Origin of the sequence: Marinobacter antarcticus (assembly GCF_011049865.1) — a bacterium.
Lineage (GTDB): Bacteria > Pseudomonadota > Gammaproteobacteria > Pseudomonadales > Oleiphilaceae > Marinobacter > Marinobacter antarcticus_A.
In genome coordinates this window covers 59,438-76,669 of the sequence record NZ_DRGY01000100.1, presented here as the reverse complement: position 1 = coordinate 76,669, position 17,232 = coordinate 59,438, and the positions used below count along the sequence as shown (strand labels likewise).

General features: G+C 55.7%; 21 protein-coding genes. 10 read left to right on the top strand and 11 right to left on the bottom strand.

The window, feature by feature from the left end:
* Positions 1-59 precede the first annotated feature (59 nt).
* Genes merF through merT form a run of 3 tightly spaced genes read right to left on the bottom strand, consistent with a single transcriptional unit; the run spans position 60 to position 965 of the window.
* Positions 60-302, bottom strand: a complete 243-nt coding sequence (merF, locus tag ENI00_RS12835; RefSeq protein ID WP_304102971.1) for a mercury resistance system transport protein MerF — start codon at positions 300-302, stop codon at positions 60-62.
* A 2-nt stretch (positions 303-304) separates the two neighbouring features.
* The gene (gene merP / locus ENI00_RS12830) at positions 305-601 is read right to left on the bottom strand and encodes a mercury resistance system periplasmic binding protein MerP (RefSeq protein ID WP_304102968.1); all 297 of its coding nucleotides are present in this window, start codon (positions 599-601) and stop codon (positions 305-307) included.
* A gap of 13 nt (positions 602-614) precedes the next feature.
* Positions 615-965, bottom strand: a complete 351-nt coding sequence (merT, locus tag ENI00_RS12825; RefSeq protein WP_304102966.1) for a mercuric ion transporter MerT — start codon at positions 963-965, stop codon at positions 615-617.
* Positions 966-1,038: 73 nt separating this feature from the next.
* On the opposite strand from merT, the gene merR reads away from it, so the two are divergent.
* Positions 1,039-1,494, top strand: a complete 456-nt coding sequence (gene merR, locus ENI00_RS12820) for an Hg(II)-responsive transcriptional regulator (protein WP_304102963.1) — start codon at positions 1,039-1,041, stop codon at positions 1,492-1,494.
* Positions 1,495-1,610: 116 nt separating this feature from the next.
* Here merR and ENI00_RS12815 read toward each other — a convergent pair whose 3' ends face one another.
* Both ENI00_RS12815 and ENI00_RS12810 read right to left on the bottom strand, forming a co-directional pair.
* Positions 1,611-1,916, bottom strand: coding sequence for a hypothetical protein (locus ENI00_RS12815; RefSeq protein WP_304102960.1), 306 nt, complete (start codon positions 1,914-1,916; stop codon positions 1,611-1,613).
* Positions 1,917-2,234: 318 nt separating this feature from the next.
* The gene (locus ENI00_RS12810; protein WP_304102957.1) at positions 2,235-3,353 is read right to left on the bottom strand and encodes a porin; all 1,119 of its coding nucleotides are present in this window, start codon (positions 3,351-3,353) and stop codon (positions 2,235-2,237) included.
* 448 nt (positions 3,354-3,801) lie between these two features.
* Between ENI00_RS12810 and ENI00_RS12805 the strand changes: the two genes are divergently transcribed.
* Both ENI00_RS12805 and ENI00_RS12800 read left to right on the top strand, forming a co-directional pair.
* Complete coding sequence (locus tag ENI00_RS12805) at positions 3,802-4,041, top strand: hypothetical protein (RefSeq protein WP_304102954.1); 240 nt, start codon at positions 3,802-3,804, stop codon at positions 4,039-4,041.
* 31 nt (positions 4,042-4,072) lie between these two features.
* Positions 4,073-5,644 carry a multicopper oxidase family protein gene (locus ENI00_RS12800; RefSeq protein ID WP_304102953.1) on the top strand — a complete coding sequence of 524 codons (1,572 nt, stop codon included), beginning with the start codon at positions 4,073-4,075 and terminating at the stop codon, positions 5,642-5,644.
* 48 nt (positions 5,645-5,692) lie between these two features.
* On the opposite strand, the gene ENI00_RS12795 is transcribed toward ENI00_RS12800, so the two are convergent.
* The 6 genes from ENI00_RS12795 to ENI00_RS12770 all read right to left on the bottom strand — a co-directional run bounded on the left by ENI00_RS12795 (position 5,693) and on the right by ENI00_RS12770 (position 10,346).
* On the bottom strand, positions 5,693-6,250 hold the full coding sequence (locus ENI00_RS12795; protein ID WP_304102948.1) for a gamma-glutamylcyclotransferase family protein: 558 nt from the start codon (positions 6,248-6,250) through the stop codon (positions 5,693-5,695).
* The gene (locus tag ENI00_RS12790) at positions 6,247-7,047 is read right to left on the bottom strand and encodes an MFS transporter (RefSeq protein WP_304102944.1); all 801 of its coding nucleotides are present in this window, start codon (positions 7,045-7,047) and stop codon (positions 6,247-6,249) included. Before ENI00_RS12790 ends, ENI00_RS12795 begins: the two co-directional genes overlap by 4 nt.
* The gene (locus ENI00_RS12785) at positions 7,028-8,095 is read right to left on the bottom strand and encodes a lysylphosphatidylglycerol synthase transmembrane domain-containing protein (RefSeq protein ID WP_304102941.1); all 1,068 of its coding nucleotides are present in this window, start codon (positions 8,093-8,095) and stop codon (positions 7,028-7,030) included. Before ENI00_RS12785 ends, ENI00_RS12790 begins: the two co-directional genes overlap by 20 nt.
* Positions 8,092-8,622, bottom strand: a complete 531-nt coding sequence (locus ENI00_RS12780) for a gamma-glutamylcyclotransferase family protein (protein WP_304102938.1) — start codon at positions 8,620-8,622, stop codon at positions 8,092-8,094. The genes ENI00_RS12785 and ENI00_RS12780 overlap by 4 nt, the downstream gene beginning before the upstream one ends.
* A 332-nt stretch (positions 8,623-8,954) precedes the next feature.
* Positions 8,955-9,551, bottom strand: a complete 597-nt coding sequence (locus ENI00_RS12775; protein WP_304102935.1) for a hypothetical protein — start codon at positions 9,549-9,551, stop codon at positions 8,955-8,957.
* A gap of 81 nt (positions 9,552-9,632) precedes the next feature.
* The gene (locus ENI00_RS12770) at positions 9,633-10,346 is read right to left on the bottom strand and encodes a DUF4396 domain-containing protein (protein WP_304102933.1); all 714 of its coding nucleotides are present in this window, start codon (positions 10,344-10,346) and stop codon (positions 9,633-9,635) included.
* A 345-nt stretch (positions 10,347-10,691) separates the two neighbouring features.
* Here ENI00_RS12770 and ENI00_RS12765 point away from each other — a divergent pair, with 345 nt between their 5' ends.
* From ENI00_RS12765 to ENI00_RS12735, 7 genes are all read left to right on the top strand, one after another.
* Positions 10,692-10,910: a heavy-metal-associated domain-containing protein gene (locus ENI00_RS12765; RefSeq protein ID WP_304102930.1), complete on the top strand. Its 219-nt coding sequence runs from the start codon at positions 10,692-10,694 to the stop codon at positions 10,908-10,910.
* Positions 10,911-10,915: 5 nt separating this feature from the next.
* Positions 10,916-11,563: a cytochrome c biogenesis protein CcdA gene (locus tag ENI00_RS12760; protein WP_304102927.1), complete on the top strand. Its 648-nt coding sequence runs from the start codon at positions 10,916-10,918 to the stop codon at positions 11,561-11,563.
* Between the two features lie 36 nt (positions 11,564-11,599).
* Positions 11,600-14,029 carry a heavy metal translocating P-type ATPase gene (locus tag ENI00_RS12755; RefSeq protein ID WP_304102924.1) on the top strand — a complete coding sequence of 810 codons (2,430 nt, stop codon included), beginning with the start codon at positions 11,600-11,602 and terminating at the stop codon, positions 14,027-14,029.
* A 38-nt stretch (positions 14,030-14,067) separates the two neighbouring features.
* Positions 14,068-14,454 carry a heavy metal-responsive transcriptional regulator gene (locus ENI00_RS12750; RefSeq protein WP_304102921.1) on the top strand — a complete coding sequence of 129 codons (387 nt, stop codon included), beginning with the start codon at positions 14,068-14,070 and terminating at the stop codon, positions 14,452-14,454.
* 284 nt (positions 14,455-14,738) lie between these two features.
* The gene (locus ENI00_RS12745; protein ID WP_304102918.1) at positions 14,739-15,128 is read left to right on the top strand and encodes a hypothetical protein; all 390 of its coding nucleotides are present in this window, start codon (positions 14,739-14,741) and stop codon (positions 15,126-15,128) included.
* 337 nt (positions 15,129-15,465) lie between these two features.
* On the top strand, positions 15,466-16,884 hold the full coding sequence (locus ENI00_RS12740) for an efflux RND transporter periplasmic adaptor subunit (RefSeq protein WP_304102916.1): 1,419 nt from the start codon (positions 15,466-15,468) through the stop codon (positions 16,882-16,884).
* A gap of 3 nt (positions 16,885-16,887) precedes the next feature.
* Complete coding sequence (locus ENI00_RS12735; RefSeq protein ID WP_304102914.1) at positions 16,888-17,229, top strand: copper-binding protein; 342 nt, start codon at positions 16,888-16,890, stop codon at positions 17,227-17,229.
* The last annotated feature ends 3 nt before the right edge of the window (positions 17,230-17,232 follow it).

Sequence of the window (17,232 nt, the reverse complement as noted above, 5' to 3'; positions counted from 1 at the left end):
CATGGCACTGCCGCCGCTGCCAATCACAGCAATGTGCAGGTTGTTGTCACTCATATACGTTACTCCTTGATAGTAGATGGGCTATTGCAGCAGGCGTCGTGTTTCTTCTTGCGCCATACGGCATAGCAGGTCAGGCCAATAAATAAGACCAGTGCGGGCAACAGCACGTAGTCGAGATAACCGGTCAGGGCAGCCAGGCCTAACGTTCCTAGCAAAACCACCAGTATCGGTGTGAGACAGCACAGCGCGACTAGCACAGTGCCAATAACACTCACCCGCAACAGGGTTTTGGGATTTCGCATGGTTACTCCTGTTTCGTCTGGGGCTGTTTCAGTGTGGAAGGATAACCCGCGTTAGTCGTAGCTTGAGTCAGCGCCTCAACGGAGGTTTTCGCATCGTCGAAGGTGACCGTCGCATCACGCTCTTCATAGCGGACATCGACAGAGCTCACCCCCTCGACCCGGTTGAGGGCGGCTTTAACAGTGATCGGACAGGCCGAGCAGGTCATGCCAGGGACGGACAAGATGACCGTTTGTTGCGCCGCCAGGGCGGGCAGGCTAACGAACAGGAATAACACAGTGGCAATCAGTGATTTTTTCATGGTGTAGTGCCTCTCAGTAAAACAGGGGTAAGACGAAGGGAAACGCCAGTGCCGTCAGAATAAGCAGCGCGACGATCCAGAACACAACCTTGTAGGCCGTGCGCACTTGCGGTAGCGCGCAAACATCACCCGGCTGGCAGGCCCTGGCGGGTCGGTATATCCGGCGCCAGGCAAAAACCATCGCCACCAGGGCCGCACCGATGAACCATGGTCGATAGGGTTCCAAAGCGGCCAGATTGCCGATCCAGGCACCGGAAATGCCCAACGTGATTAAGATCAGGGGGCCAAGACAGCAAGCAGATGCCAGAACAGCGGCAATCCCTCCTGTGATCAGAGAACCGCGACCGGATTTGGACTCTGACATTACGATGGCTCCTTTCATGACATGGGTGACTACGCTAAGGTTACTCCCGTAGTCAGCTACGGAATCAACCCCTATGTCCAAAAAACAACGCTCAATGACCATTGGCACTCTGGCCAAGGCCGCCGGTATGGGAGTGGAAACCATCCGCTATTACCAACGCCGGGGATTGGTGGCAGAACCTGAAAAGCCTTACGGTAGTATTCGCCACTACGACGATCAGGCGTTGGGGCGTCTTCACTTTATTCGTACGGCTCAATGGCTTGGGTTCAGTCTGGATGAAATCGCGGAATTGCTGACACTGCAGGATGGCACCCATTGTAATGAAGCACGGGTATTGGGCGAGCAGAAATTAACGAGCGTGCGGCAGAAAATCCGAAGCCTGCAAGGCATAGAAAAAGCGCTGGATGGGCTGGTTCAGGCGTGCTCAGCGCAAAGGATGAATGTTGAATGTCCTTTGATTGCCTCGCTGCAGCATGGAGTTGTGCAATACTCCGAGACGGAGACGTCAGGGCGGTCAAATCGTGGTTAAAAATCGGAAAAATGCTTGAGAAAACAGACCTCAGCGCAACCTGGAAGATCTTGGCAGGCTACGCTATGAGATTATACCAACTGACTCATTGATGTGGTGTAAGCTACTTTGCCTTTCTATTGCTGTTCAGAGTTTCGATTGCGCCATTGCTGATACTGTTTCCACTCCTGCCATTCCCGAAAGCGCTGATATTCACTGGAATCTTCCGGCATGCGCTGAAATTGTTGGTAACGCTCAAATTCCTCATAATTCTGCTGCTGGCTCGTGGACGGATTAGCTTCCTCCGCGAGCTTGGAAGGCTGTTCCGTTGACTGATTCGGGTGCACCAGCGACTCTTTTGATTGGTCTTTGGAATAAAGAGTATAGCCACCATCGTAATCATCACCTTTTTGCGAACTGATAAGGCCCGGACCGTCCGCCATACGATCACCAGATCCTGGCAGTTTCTCATAGTCGGCTTTTTGCGGGCTCAAGGCGCCACTGCAGCCAGATATGAGCACAGTCACCGAGACGCCAGCGCAGAGTAAAACATAAGGCACACAGTTTTTTGCTAGCATGATTATCCAAGTTTAATAATTAAGCAGATACGCCAAAAAATTTGGTAAGGCCTTGCTGTCAATGCGCCTCTTCTGGTCAATCAAGCTATTGACCCACATTGATGAAAACGGCCTATCCCAAGAAAAAGGGCGGTTGCAAACAGTCACAAACCTGTCCCAACCGCCTTCGCCGCTCAAATGATATTAAAGAAACTTGACCCGCGCGCCTACATAAAGGTAATTGATATCTTGCGCGTCTATGAGCACGCCACCGCCGTTTTCAACGTTATCTAGCGTAACGTGACGGACGCTGCCGAACAGTTCAATATCGCTGCGCAGATCGTATACATAGGCCAATTGGTAGTTGTTACCTTCGCTGCCTTCATTTGCAAGATCGTTGGAGCGACCCCAGCCGATCTGCGTGTGATGCTTGGCCACGGTATACCCGACACCGACGAAATAGCTCTCGCCTTCAGCAGAGGCCGTGTCGCTATCCCGCTTCTTATACATGCCGGAAACGTTCAACCCCGAGGAAAGCAACACCGATGCCGAACCGCCGTATTCCTTGAAGCTGCCATCGAAGGTACGGACGCCACCCTGACTTATAAGAGCGTCTTTATCTTGGCTATCGAGGAAATCAACGGCCGCTGCAAACTTACCACCATTGCCAAACTCCGTAGCGTAACGAGCCGCTGTTTCGAAGGCTTTACCACTGGCGACACTAGCGGACAGGACAAGGCCACCGAACGCCGGTGTATCGTATCGCACGCGATTGTTTCGACTCAGCGCATCGAGGTTATTATACGCCGCACCGCCAATGGTACCAACGGCGACCCCGTTGTCATCCAGAAACGAGATACCACTGGCGTAATAGTGCGCTGAACCGCCGCCCAGATATTGTGTTCCCGACAGGTCCACCTCCGAAGTGCCGTTCGCAGCGCCATCACCCTTGCCCAGACTGACCTTGCCGAAATTACCGCCGAAGTAGACTTCTGTTTTTCGGACATCGAGGAAAGTTTTGTCCGTATTATTGCTATTATTAATGTCGAAGCCGGTCGAAATATCGTTGGTCAATCCTACCTCGTAGTTCAAGCCAACCGTCATTCCGTTGTCGAAATCCTGACTTCCCAAGACCCGAAATCGGGTATTCGAGCCGTTGTTATCCACGAAGCCAATATCATTGTCTTCGCCGTTATCGGCTGCAACAAAGGCCTTATCGACCTGTCCAGATATTTTAAATTCGACAGCAGATGCTGGAGCAGCAACCGTGAATGCGGTTGTTGCCGCAGCAAAAATTACAGAGCGTGAAGCGAATTTTTTCATTGTTATATTACTTCCCTGACGTTAGTGCTCCGCGTATTCGCGGAGGCGTTGTTGATTTAGTTCAGCGCGTAATAGTAAAGCATATTATTTGAAATATTCAAACCTATAGAGTGTATTCCCCGAAACATGAATCACTCCCGTTAAACCTTCTCACAAACAAAGTGTTGCCTTGTTATACTATACCGGATTCTACTTCGCTTTCCAGATCAGGCGCCACCCCCTGGCTCCGCAAGATTGATACGAGTTAGCATACTTTGGCTTTGGTTTTGGACGGTCACGATTAGTTGCCGGGGTGATCTCTGCCCTACAACGAATGGCAGGGCTACAGCAAGTGGAGCACCGGAGCATTGACACGGTCTCTCGAGCTAGTCAAAAAGTACGTTATTGACCCTTGAGCTACTCATAGGTTTAATCTAGCTGCTTTAAGCAGCCCTTTAAGGTCTTAGCCATGGAAAAGCTCACCCGATACACAACACTGTTAATGCTCGCTCTTTACTCTGTTTTTGCGTTTGCCGACACCTCATCCGGCCCTGGGCGTATGGGCGAATCGGGAATGATGAGCAGTGGAATGATGGATGGCGGCATGATGGGCGGCGGTATGATGATTGTCTGTATGCTTGCCGGCCTATTGGTTTTGACTCTGCTGGTGCTCGGGATTCTGGCACTCGTCAAATTCCTGCGAAGCTGAAAATCGTCAACCTGAGCGGAGATTCGTCACGATGCGCGATTTCATTCCGGCACGTCGAACTTTTTTAAAATCGGTGGGCGGCGCGGCAACCTTTGCGCTGCTGCCAGCACCACTGTTACTCAGTGGTTGTCAGCAAGGTGCCGCTGAAACCGATGCGGACGAATCAGGCCTTGATCAGGGCCCTTTCGACGTCGAATTGACATTGTTTGCTCGCCCGGATGTAACGCCCATCCTTCCAGGCGCTGCCAGCGAAGTCTGGCGTTATACCGCCAGGCTGATCAAGGGGCCCGGCGACACGCTCACTCATTCAGACAACCGCTATGTCGGTCCATTGATACGGTTGCGCCGTGGCCAGCGTGTCCGGATTCATATTGAAAACCATCTTCCAGAAAACACGACCGTTCACTGGCACGGGTTGCACGTGCCGCCAGAGGTCGATGGCCAACCGCGCTTTCCCATTCAACCGGGTGCTACAAAAACCGTCGGCTTTGTGGTGGATGATCGTGCTGGGCTTTACTGGTATCACCCTCACCCGCACGGGGATGACGGCGGACGCGTTGGTTTCCAGTCCTATGCCGGGCTTGCAGGCCCGCTTATTATTGAAGATGACCCTGAGCGCGAACTGGATTTGCCAAAGGGCGATCGGGAACGGGTCATGGTGCTACAAGACCGCAGCTTCGCCGGCGAGAATGAACTGAGCTACCTCGCTGACAGCATGGGATCGATGATGACCCGGATGCAAGGGTTCAAAGGCGATCACTTGCTAGTGAATGGTAAACCGGCGACGGTTGAAGAGGTGCAAGCAACAGCTTATCGCTTGCGTATATTGAATGGCTCCAACGCACGTATATACAAACTGGTCTGGAGCGATGGTCGCCCCGTTACCGTTATTGGCACGGGCGGCGGGCTGTTGGAAGCACCTGAAGAGCGCCCCTACGTCACCCTGGCGCCTGCCCAGCGCGTTGACCTGTGGGTCAGCTTTGAGGGTGATCGCCAAGGCACCGAGATCCAGTTGATCAATGAACCGCATCGGGCGGGTGAGATGATGGGCGGTATGATGGGAGGCTCTAACAATATGTCTGACACGCCTACGTCATTGCTGACCCTGGTGGTTAATGGCACTCCGGGGAAGGCTGCGCCCGCGTTACCAGACCGGTTGAGCAGTGACTTGGCCTTCCTCGCGCACCCGGACAACTCCACAAGAATCCGGCCTTTCAGGCTCAGTATGAAAATGATGCAGGGCTTTGCGATCAATGGCCGTCAGTTTGAGGGTGCAACCGTCGCCGATGATGAAGTCGTTTCGCTGGGCGCAACCGAGATATGGGAGTTCTTCAACGACACCATGATGCCCCACCCCATGCATGTACATGGGCTGCAATTTACGGTTATTAGCCGACGAAACGCCAACGCGGGGGGCGCCCGGCAACTTCAGGCAGGGATCGTAGACTCGGGATTGCACGATACCGTACTGGTAATGCCCGGTCAGCGGGTCCGGATTGCTCTGACCTTCAAGGATTTCAAAGGGCTCTATCTGTATCACTGTCACAACATGGAACACGAGGACAACGGAATGATGCGCTATTACGAAGTGCGCAAACCGTGAAGTGCTTGAAAGGAATCAGCGTGTGCCCATACTAAATGTCACGCTTTCTCATTCTGCGGGCTTTACGTTGTCCAAATAGTGCAGCCACTGCTTTGGTAACCCATGTGCACGCGCACCCTCACGCAGCATCGTGAGATAGCGGAGCGACGGGTTACCATCGCGCGCCTTCCCCTCGGCGATGTAAGCTACGGCCTGAATTCGGTTGCCCTTGACATCCTCGGCCTCGATCCAGATCGGCCAGTAACGGGGGCCGGGCACACCTTCACTCGCATCCAGGCGTAGCGAATCGCGTCGGGTTATTTTATAGAGTACGCCCCAGACTTCGGCGTCTGGATCGAGCGCAATATTGGCCGGGGCGGCCCTGCCTTTTGGCCTCCCCTCCAGGTTGAAACGAAGCCGATAGCCCTGAATCCGTCCCGGGCGCCACTCGAGCGGGTACATGCCGCGGCGCTCGCGAAAGGCGCTATCGTGCATGTTGGCCCCGAAGGCGAAGTACCAAACCTCGTCCGTCGGTCGCCCGGTAAGCGGGATGCCGTGCAGCCGGTAGTAAAGCCCGGACAGTACCCAGGATTTCGTCAGCCAGCGTCGTAATCGCGTTTGTTTCACGGGTAGCTCTCCTTTATCGGGACATTGCGCAGACGGCGAACAAGAAAGAACTGCAGCAGGGGCGCCAATGCACCTATCACGGCCACGCCCTCCAGCAGGCTGTGCTTGCCGCGTACGTCCCCCCACCAGCCCCAAAGCGGGTTGGAGAGCAGCGCGCCGGTGGTCTGCGCACCCAATAGAAAGGCGACCTGTGAGCTCGAAGCCTGTACTGCTATCACCTGCAGAATGTAGAAGGGCAAGGCCATGGCGACCATACCGGCGGCCCAGCGCGAGTAGAGAAACAACCGAAAGCGTTGGTCGCGGCGGAAAACCTCCACGCCACTCTTCAGAAACTCAACAAAGCCGCCAGTGTGTTCAGCCGGTAAAGGGGTCTGTGGTTCGCCAGCAGAAACAAAAGACAGGGTTGAGATCAGCAGCAGTAGAGCCCCGACGATCAATATCGCAGCATACCCTTCGGAGAACGTGAGCACCTCAAGCAATCGCCCGGCAATGGCAGCCACACCGAGAGCCAGCAGTCCGCCGCCGAAAAATCGCAGCGCTAACATACGGCTGCGTTTCCCCGACTCTATCGAGCGTGCCACGATGTCGTTATAGGGCACGGCAACAACGCCGCTGACAAAGGCATATATTGTCCAGAGCACAAAAAAACCCGCAATGGCAAAAGTCCCGGCCGAGTCGCCTGCGAGCGCAACCAGGGTCGCCACTCCGGCCAGGCACAGCACGCGCCCGAAGGCGCCGAACATGTAAAACGGCAGCCGCCGGAACCGACGCTTGGGCTCAGCCGCAGCGGGCATCATTATCCCCCACCGCCCGCAACTCCCTAAGAGAGACATTCCTTAGCCACAGGACCGGTGCGCCGATGACTGTCACGGTCAGCATGTTCGCGACCTGAACGGTCAGCACCATGGCAAGCGCCTGCTCCTCGCTCAGGCCCAGCACTCCGAGGGCGAACACGGCGCCGACTGTGAAACCTGCGGTGATACGGGCGAAGTGAGTGACAACGGCGAGAAAGCCGAAGACTACCAGTAGGAACAAATACTCCACGGGCTGCAGCAGGACGCCGATCGCCAGCCCTGCCCAGAGGAAATGAGTTGCGGCGATGAGCTTGCTGACGACGCTGGCCAGCACAATTCCCACGCGTCGCCATTGTTCCTGCGGCCACACAATGCCCACGGCGAACGAGCGGGCGAATCGGCGTGCGGGGGCGACAAGGCGACGGGGCAGACGATCGACGCACCAACCCAGCCAGCCGGTGCCGTGCTGCGCGTGTAGCCGATAGCGGGCCAAGCCGAGCAGCAGCAGAACAAGCAGAATGAAACTGCCGCCGGCGCCCCAGCTCAACCCGGCGCTGATGGCACCGGTGGGATCAGGCACCGCCATGAGGATTAATACGACCGGAACAAAGCCGGTGAAGACAATGCCGTCGATCACGCGATCAATCGCCACGGTGGCAAGTACAGAACTTGTCGACAAGCCCTGACGACGGGCAACGAGCCAGGAACGCACGACAGGACTCGCGCCGATGGGAATGATCAGGTTGGCGAAATAGCCGCCCATGATAGCGCCGAAAAGGTGGAAAGGTCCGACGGGCCGGATCGGGTACAGCAACTGGCGCCATTTCCACGCCCTTAGAAGTTGCTCGCATGCCATCGCTGCCGGCACCATCAGCAAAAACCCAAGATTGGCCCCGGCAAGCATCGCCAGAAAACGGTCATAGTCGATCCGGCCAAACACCCAGAGTAGCGCCGCTATGCCGATGATGCCGCCAATCCAGGGGCCCCATCGCCGCCACCGGCCGTTACTCTGCTTCTTTGTATACTCCGCTTCTTCTGGCGAAGGCGTCACTCTCGGGCCTCTACGCGGTCGAGAAAAGCCCTGTAGTTATCCGGCAGCCCACGCTGGCGCGCAGCCTCGCGAAGGAGGCCGAGGTACTGCTGGCTGGGCTGACCCTCGGGAACAGCATCCGCCACCTTATAAGTCATTGCCGGAGTCCGTTGGCCCTCGGCGTCCTCCACGTCGGCCCAGACGTAGGCATACTGCTTGCCTTCGCTGTTGTCGAGGCGCGCGAATTTGCGCGGCGGTAGAAGGTAGAGTACACCGTAGACGCTCTCGCCAGGCGCCTCGACGATGTTGGCCGGCGCCGAGAGCCCGGGATACCGGCCGCCGGCACGACTGAAGACCAAGCGATACCCATCGAGCCGCGCGACCCGGGCGTCCTGCCAAACCATGTGCCGGCGCTTGCGAAAAAGCCGCTCATTCATGTTCGAACCGTAGGCGAAGTACCACACCGGCTCCTGTAGAGAAGCCGGCGGCTGGCGGCCACGGCGAAGCCGGATCAGTTGACGAACAAGCGACCAAAGCAGCGGGTTCACGACGCTGCCCCTTGGGTGGCACGCCGCGCCTGGCAGCCGACACAAGCGCATTCGCCCCTGTCGCAACTCGTGTGCTCGTGCGACAACAGGCTATGGATTACGGTGCGTAGACCGAGTAAATGCTGGATATGCTCTTCAATGGCCGGGAGATGCCGCTCGAGTGCCTGATGGATTAGCGTCTCACCTTTCATAGGGATCACCTCTTTCATTTTAGGTACCACGTTAAAGCTTCCAGCAACTGGAAGTTCAAGTGTTATTCTCCTTTTATCAGTACATAGGGCTGATTCCTACGACGCACGATGTGGCATCAATCGGTGTCAGTCCCTATTCGATCAGATCTTGCTCAAATCCCCGTTCCCTGCCAGCGGAATCATGATGTGCGCATACGGTGTTCCCGACCACATAACCCAGGGGCCAGCCCCGCCTGAATCGGTTGGCAGTCCCTTCAGGTCCTTGCTGTCGGGTACCACCACCATAATATGAGGCGGGCGGGGGTCTGATTGCCACACGCCTTTGTCCTTCGGGCCCTGGGCGAGTGGATTGGTATCGCTACCTGGTTTTCCGCCTTGCAACATATACCCGAAGCCGACCCGGTCGGTATGGGGTTCCGTCTTTTGCATGTAAGCCTTTATAAAGCCTTGATAGGATGGATCAAGGCATCTGGGGCTGTTTCCCGGTTCGGCGGCGTGGTCCGGGAGACACACCCAGCCGTTGCTGCCCTTGCGTAATACCCTGCCATCCATTGTTTTTACGGTGGCGTATTTGGCGACATCTGCGGGCGCTGCACTCAGTGCGTTCTTGATCAAGTCTGAGTCAGGCATCGATAAGTCTTCGGAGGGCGATGCAGATTCGTGATTGGTATTCGAGCTGGCACAACCCGCCAACAGTAAGGCGGTTGCCGACATAGCCAAAAAATGACGTGTACGCATGGTTTTCTCTCCATTTAGGGAATGAGTCATATCAAATCCTTGAGCCCCTGATGTATAAATCCGTAGCCGGTCAGGACTGGCTCACATACTGCCGCTAGCCTGAGTCCTATCCCGACTCGGCCGGCGTCGTGACACCTGCCCAAGCAGCCAGCGCACCACCGGATAGGCAGTCATAAAACCCAGCAGCAGCCCGCCCCACATGACGAACCAGAACGCGATCGAGGTGGGCGGGTAGCCCAGCACAAACGCCACGATCAGCATCGCGGCGCCCATACCGGTATCGAAGGCGAGAATCGCCAGCACCGATATTTTCAGCGCCACCCGCAGCCGCAATCCGGCCGAACGGATCTCGCCCGCTTGGGTCAGCGACCGGTATTCGAAGGCAATCAACAGCGGCAGCGCGAATACGGCAATCAGCAGAATCATCGGCCACACGCCTTTGCCGGCGATCGTCACGCCGGTGCCCACCACGATCGGCACGGCAATCAGATGGCCAATAAACGAAGCCGCGCCGCCGGGGATCGTCTCAATGGCAGCGGTTTCTCCCAAACCCATTTGTGGAGACGCGCCATGTTGCTGCTGCCATCGCGGGGTAGCCGGACGCCCCCATCGGTAATAAGCCCAAAGCGCCAGCGGACCGGCATAGATAGCTGTAATCGGCCACACCGCCTCCCAGCTTTTCATGGACTGCCGGTAGCCACCGCGATAGATATCGGCAAGGATCACTCCAGCACAAAGCAGGCCGATGCCAGTAACGGACCATGAAAGTGTTATCAGCCATAGCGGTATTGTCACAACAATCTCCTTTTGAATATCCGTATTCTGAACACGGGTTGATTGATCCGTAAAAGCGCAGAACTGTGTTTCACGCAGAATAGCCTTCCATTCCGGGTCAATGTATTGGCCACCCCAGTGATCGAGGTGGTCTCTGATTGGTGCAATTGATGAAGCAGAACCGGAACCAGCCTAGATGTTGGAGTTCAGTCCAGGTCAAGGGCGGATAGCTATTAAAGCAAAAATGACCGCTAATTCTCCCCCCAAAAAAACTCCTTGACCTGGAGTTAACTCAAGGTCGTATCGTTCTCCTGACGATCATTTAAGAAGGCGACGTTCCCAAGCCGCCAGACTTCAGGAGCAATCATGAAAACCACGATATTGTCTATCGACGGCATGCACTGCGACGGCTGCGTGCAGGTCGTTCAACACCTGCTGGAACAACAGGTCGGCGTTAACGGCTGCTCAGTGTCTCTGGACTCTAAACAGGCACGTATTGCGCATGACGCTGACCAGGTTTCAGCCGAGACATTGGCCGAGGCTTTGCGAGCAGCCGGTTATAAGGCATCCCCCACGGAGAGTTAAGCAGCATGGACCTGTTACAAAGCCTGATTTTGGCGACAGGGCTCGGGCTTTTGGGCTTCGTCGAACCGTGTTCCGTTGGCAGTCATCTGATCTTGCTGAAATATCTGGATCGATTGTCGCCAAGGCAACGGCGAATTCAGACTCTGGTTTACACCCTTGTCCGGGCCACGTTCACGGGTCTGCTCGGCGTACTTGCCGCCATCATTGGCTCGCGTTTTCTAGGTGTGCAGGAAGGTTTATGGGGCGTGCTCGGCAGCGTATACGTTCTGCTGGGTCTGGTTTATCTCGCTGGTGGCGCACCCTGGATGATTCGGCAAATGAATCGGCTACTGCCCCACGTTTCACACAAGGCCGGCGGTGCCAGCCTTGGGGCTGTGTTCGGCCTGAATGTCCCGGCGTGTGCGGCGCCGTTACTGGCGGTGCTGCTGGGCGATGCGGCTGCTCAGGCAGCGGCGGGCGTTGGAGTCGCCTACGGCGCTTTGTCGTTATTCGTTTTTGGTCTGGCGCTTTCCAGCCCTCTCATACTGGCCGTTTTTTTGCGCTCCGGGCGCCGTCTGCTGACCGCGATTGCGGGGCTTGCCGGACGCATGCCGCGCTGGACCGGTGTGGTACTGATAGCACTGGGGCTTTGGTCCATCACCTTGGCGCTTTGATATGACGCGATTCAAACTATAACCCGGAGGTATCGTATGACATATGTCACAACCCGTTCAGACGAGTTCACACCATGGAGCGAAGAGGCAACTGATCGTCAAGGAATCAACCGCGTAAGGGCCCATATTGGCGGACTGCACTGCTCACTGTGTACCGGCACTATTGAGCGGGCGCTAAGTAGCAAGCCCGGCGTAAAACGCGTCGCGGTGAGCCTGACCCATGAGCAAGCGCTCGTGGAATACGACAGTGCTCAGGCTAATGCCAAGGATCTGATGGGGACGCTGCAACAGATCGGTTATACCCTGAGCGACCCACGCAAGGTAGAACCCTTCGAACGGCAGGAGAAAGCGCTGGCCGTCGAGCGCAAGCGCTTCGTGGTCGCGCTCGCGATGAGCCTGGCATCAGTGGGACTCATTGTTGATGTCACAAGCATCTGGACTCTCGCGCTCTCAGTCGTGGTCTATGTCAGCCTGGTCGGGTTTGGTTATGCGGTTCTGCGTGGCCAGGGTACCGCCGCCGCACTGGCCGGTAGCGTCGGCCTGGCTGCGGGCGGGGTCGCCTTATTCGCTTTGCGTGCCAGTGGCGTGCTCACCGGGTTCGAGCCCTTACTGGTCGCTGTACTCGCACTGGGTATCATGTTCGGCGTTGCCAGGCATATGTTGATTATGGGGGTACAGGCGCTACGGCGAGGTATTCTCAACCAGCATGTGCTGGTGGAGATCGGGGCCTTCGCGGGACTGACAGGTGGCGGCATCGGGCTCGTTCTTCAGCCTGAAGGTTATCCCACTGCCGCGTTTTTTGCGGTGTCAGTGATGGTGCTTACCTACCATATATTCTCCGAATGGTTATCGCTGATCGTGAAAACGCGCAGTGCACAATCGGTTAAACGATTGCTGGATTTGCAACCCAACACGGCACACGTGGTTACAGAAGATGACGAACGGGATCTGCCGGTAGAGCAAGTGGCATCCGGTATGCAGGTGCGGGTGCGACCCGGCGAGCGGATCCCGGTTGACGGTGTTGTTATCAGTGGTTCCTCCGCCGTGGACGAAGCGCTGATTACCGGCGAGTCGCTGCCGGTGGACAAATCGACGGACGATACCGTTGTGGGCGGAGCGATCAATGGCAACGGTACGCTGTTGATCCGGGTCACTGCGGTCGGTACCGAAAGCTTTCTGCATCAGGTGATCAGCAGCGTAGAAGATGCGCGAGCCCTCAAACCCGGCCTGCTGCATATCGTGGATCGTGTGCTGCAGGTTTATACGCCCACTGTTTTGATCATCTCGATCCTGGCTTTTCTGGCCTGGACCTTGGGGCTTTGGTTATTTGGGGCCGAGCCCCTGTTCCAGCGTGCCGTGTTTGCCGCATTGACGGTACTTGTTATGGGTTATCCATGTGCGGTCGGTATCTCCGCACCGCTGTCGATTGTAAGGGCTGCGGGTGAGGCCGCGGACAAGGGCGTGTTGATGCGCACCGGTGAAGCTTTTCAGGCGCTGCGCACGGTCGATACGATCGTGTTCGACAAAACAGGCACGCTCACTGAAGGTCGGCCCGCCGTGCGGTCTGTTATCAGTATCGACGGCGATGAGAACAACTTGCTGGCTATCACCGCCGCGGTGGAGGCGGCGTCTGAGCATCCACTGGGCCGGGCGGTGGTCGAAAAAGCGCTGGAGGCCGGGGTGAACTTCCCCGACGTGGAGGATTTTCAGGCCGAGTCCGGTCGCGGCGTGAAAGCGCAGGTTGATGGTGAGACTGTCTGGGTTGGCAGTCCGGCGTTCCTGAAATCACAAGGTATCGACCTGAGCGCATTGGCCCAAAGTGTGGAAACTGCCGAACAGCAGGGCCATACGGTGATTGTCGTTGCCCATGATAATCGTCTGCTTGGTGCGATCGCCCTTGGCGACGCTCTTCGCGTTGATACCATTGAAACCATCAGCCAACTCCACGAACTCGGCATCCGCACTGCCATGCTTACGGGTGACAACGAGCGCACCGCCCGCCACATTGCAGAGCGTGCCGGCATCAACGAGGTATATGCTAGCGTACTGCCTGCAGACAAAGCTGAAGTCCTGCGTGAGATGCAACGACAGTCGCGAGTCGCGATGGTCGGCGACGGTATCAATGATGCTCCGGCACTGATGCAGGCCGATGTTGGCATCGCTATGGGCAGCGGCACGGATATTGCCATCGACTCTGCCGACATCATTATTCTCAACGGGCGTTTGGGCGCCGTCATTACGGCTTGGGAAATTAGCCGTTGGGGGTATCGCAAGATGCTGCAGAACGTGAGTCTTGCCTTTTTGTTCAACGGCATTGGCATTCCCCTGGCGACCACCGGGTTGATCTATCCGGTCTGGGCGATGGTTGCAATGGCCACCAGCGTCACCGTTATTTTTATCAATTCGCTATGGCAGCGACCGGGCATGTTTTTCGATGCAGTGGCGAGCGTGGGTGATAGAACTTAATGTAGGGGACGTCATTCTCAAAAGACTGGGGAAACATCATGCTTCAGATTGGTAAGGTTACGGAACAACTCGATATCAGTGCCGATACGCTGCGCTATTACGAAAAAATCAACTTGTTACCCCGGGTTTATCGCAACACCGCTGGTGTTCGACAATATAGCGATAAAGATCTGTCACGCTTGGGCTTTATCAAGCGTGCCCAAAAAATGGGTTTTAGCCTGGCGGAGATCTCAGCGCTCCTCAATTTCCGGGAAAATCCTCAAGCAGCCCGACCACAGGTACGCTCACTAGCGTTTCAGAAGCTGACGGACATTGAGCTTCATCTGGAAGAGCTCGGGCGGCTTCGGGATGAGTTGCGACTACTCACGAACCGTTGTGGCGCAAGCCCGGACGGATGCCCGATTCTGGAATCACTCGATAACTGAGGAGCCTCTGAATAACCTCTGAATTGACCCTGGCTTTCAGAGGTGCCCTAGGTAGCCGGTATAGCGTTGTGTCTGGCATGCGGTGCTGCGCTTCAGGCTCAGCATAAAAATGATGAGAAACCAGAAGATGTTTTTTGATTCACCTCCCAAAATGCATGTTATTCTAAAAAAGACTTAAACTTTCGTTTTAATACTTGACCTGTGAGCGGCTAAAGACCTGCATACTCGCGCCAGCTCAAAAACGACCTTGAAGCATGTGACTCACCCGACAGGAAGCCATTAACTTGGAACGCCCACGGCCTAACAAATTCGCACTTTTTCTGCTGACCCTTATTGTGGTTTTTCAGCCGATGGTGTCGTTTGCCTTGACGTTACCGGGACAGCATGTTGGAACCTCCTCAAATGCACCGGTTATGGAAGACTGCCCCAAAGCAATCAGTTTTGGGGCGGCTACAGACCAAGCTGATGAAAAGTGCGAGGGCATGACGCTGGAAAGCTGCTCTTTGGCTACTAGCCAGGGCAATTGTGGGCTTTCAACGATTTTGCTTCCTGCTGGCGAATTCAAGCAAGTTATCCAGTCTACGTCTGATCAGCTACCGATCGCTGTTGAGGGCGATTACCGCAGCATCATACTCGATACCCTGACTCCCCCACCGAATACCTCAATAGCCTGAATCAATACCTGACTTGTTTGCCCGTCTAACCCCCAGCTAATTCGGGTGAGCGGGCGCATGTGTGCTATTACGAGGAAATATCATGAAACCACCCAGGCGTCCTCTGGCGGGATGCATGAGCACTCTGATACACCAGCCTCCGTGCCAGGGTCTGAAGGCTAACAAGTCTTAGGCCGGGAGAGCCGCACACCCGCGGCCCTCCCCCTCACTAACTCAATTTGATGATTTGGAGAAAGAACCAATGCGATTTGCCTTATTGGTGGCACTGGTTGCTATTGCTTTTATAGCTGGTTTGCTGGGCCGTCCATACGTGTTCTCTGAAGTGTCGGGAACAGCAATGAACGTATCCAGCGAGTCGGCAGGCAAAGAAGCACCGCTTTACTGGGTTGCACCAATGGACCCTAACTATCGGCGAGACAAACCTGGGCAGTCCCCCATGGGGATGGACCTGGTGCCGGTTTACGACGACAACAGCTTAGATAACGAGGACGGTGGCGTCAGTATTAACTCACAGATTCGCGCTAACCTCGGAGTCAAAACCGGTGTTGTGACGCGGGGCGCCGTTGCTATACCTGTCTCGACGGTGGGTTACGTCACTGACAATGAAGAGCAGCTAACGCTGGTTCACAGTCGAATTTCTGGCTGGGTTGAAGTGCTCCATGTGAAGTCCGTCGGCGAAAACGTTAAGAAAAACCAACCGCTGTTTGAGATCTATTCACCGGAGTTGGTCAACGCCCAGCAGGAGTTTCTGCTTGCCCTGCGTGTCAGTTCGGGCCCGGTCGCCGAAGCGTCCGGAAACAAACTCCGCGCTTTGGGGATGACGGACGCCCAGATTGCATCGCTGAAGAAAAATGGAAAAGCGCTGCAGCGGATAACCATGTTTGCACCCAGCTCCGGTTATGTAACGAACCTGAATGCCCGTGCTGGTATGTATATCCGCCCGGACACTGAAATCATGGCGATCGGTAGTCGGGATTCGGTCTGGATAATTGCAGAATTTTTTGAGCGTCAGGCAGGCCTGGTGAAAGCTGGGCAAGAGGTGCGTTTCACAACCCCGGCACTGCCCAACAGGGAGTGGCAAGGCACAATTGATTATGTCTATCCGGAGCTCGATCGTCGCACACGGAGTCTTCGGGCAAGAATTCGTGTTCCCAACACGGAGGGTACTCTGCGACCCAATATGTTCGTCCAGTTAACAATGGATGCGCCCATTGGTGAAAACTTACTGACTGTTCCAAGGTCCGCGCTGATCCAGCGTACCAACAGCCAGCACGTGCTGGTTGCGGAGGGCGACGGCTATTTTCGTCCCGCACCGGTGCGCACCGGCCAGGAAGCCGGCAATCGTATTGTGGTCATTGACGGTCTTAATGAAGGTCAGCGGGTGGTTACATCTGCTCAATTTCTAATCGACTCGGAAACCAACCTGGAGGAAGCCCTGTTGCGTTTCGAATCCGGCCAGACCAGCGCATCCAGCGGCAAAGGGAACGCCGAAACCGCAGGGTTAATCACCGGGATCGGGAGAATTTCAGAACTTGACCTCGGCGGCGAATCCGCAAGCATCACACTGAATCACGGTCCTATAACGGAACTGAGCTGGCCCGCCATGACGATGACCTTTGGGATATCAGAGTCGGTGGATACGACCGGACTGGACATGGACCAGAAAGTCACCTTTCGTTTTCGCGAGACCCCCCAAGGCTATGTGGTCGAAGATCTGACCGCCATGCCAGAAACACAACAAAATACTGGAGAATAAACCATGAAGTTCACCACTCTTGCACTATCAATGGTCGTTGGCTTTGTCACGGTTCCTGCATTGGTCACTGCAGATGAGGCCATGTCGTCCATGCCCGGGATGGCAGCCGGGCAGTCCGTCGATGCAATTGAAAGCAGCGGCGTCATCACCGCCATTGATCACAACAACCGCAAGGTAACCTTCAAGCACAAGGCCATCCCGGAACTAAGCTGGCCCCCCATGACCATGGGGTTCTCGGTTGATCCGAACGTTGACATGAAGTCGGTCAATACGGGCGATTCGGTTACTTTCACTCTCACCCCGTCGAAAAGCGGGCAAAAAGTGACCCGCATCAAGAAACAATAGGTC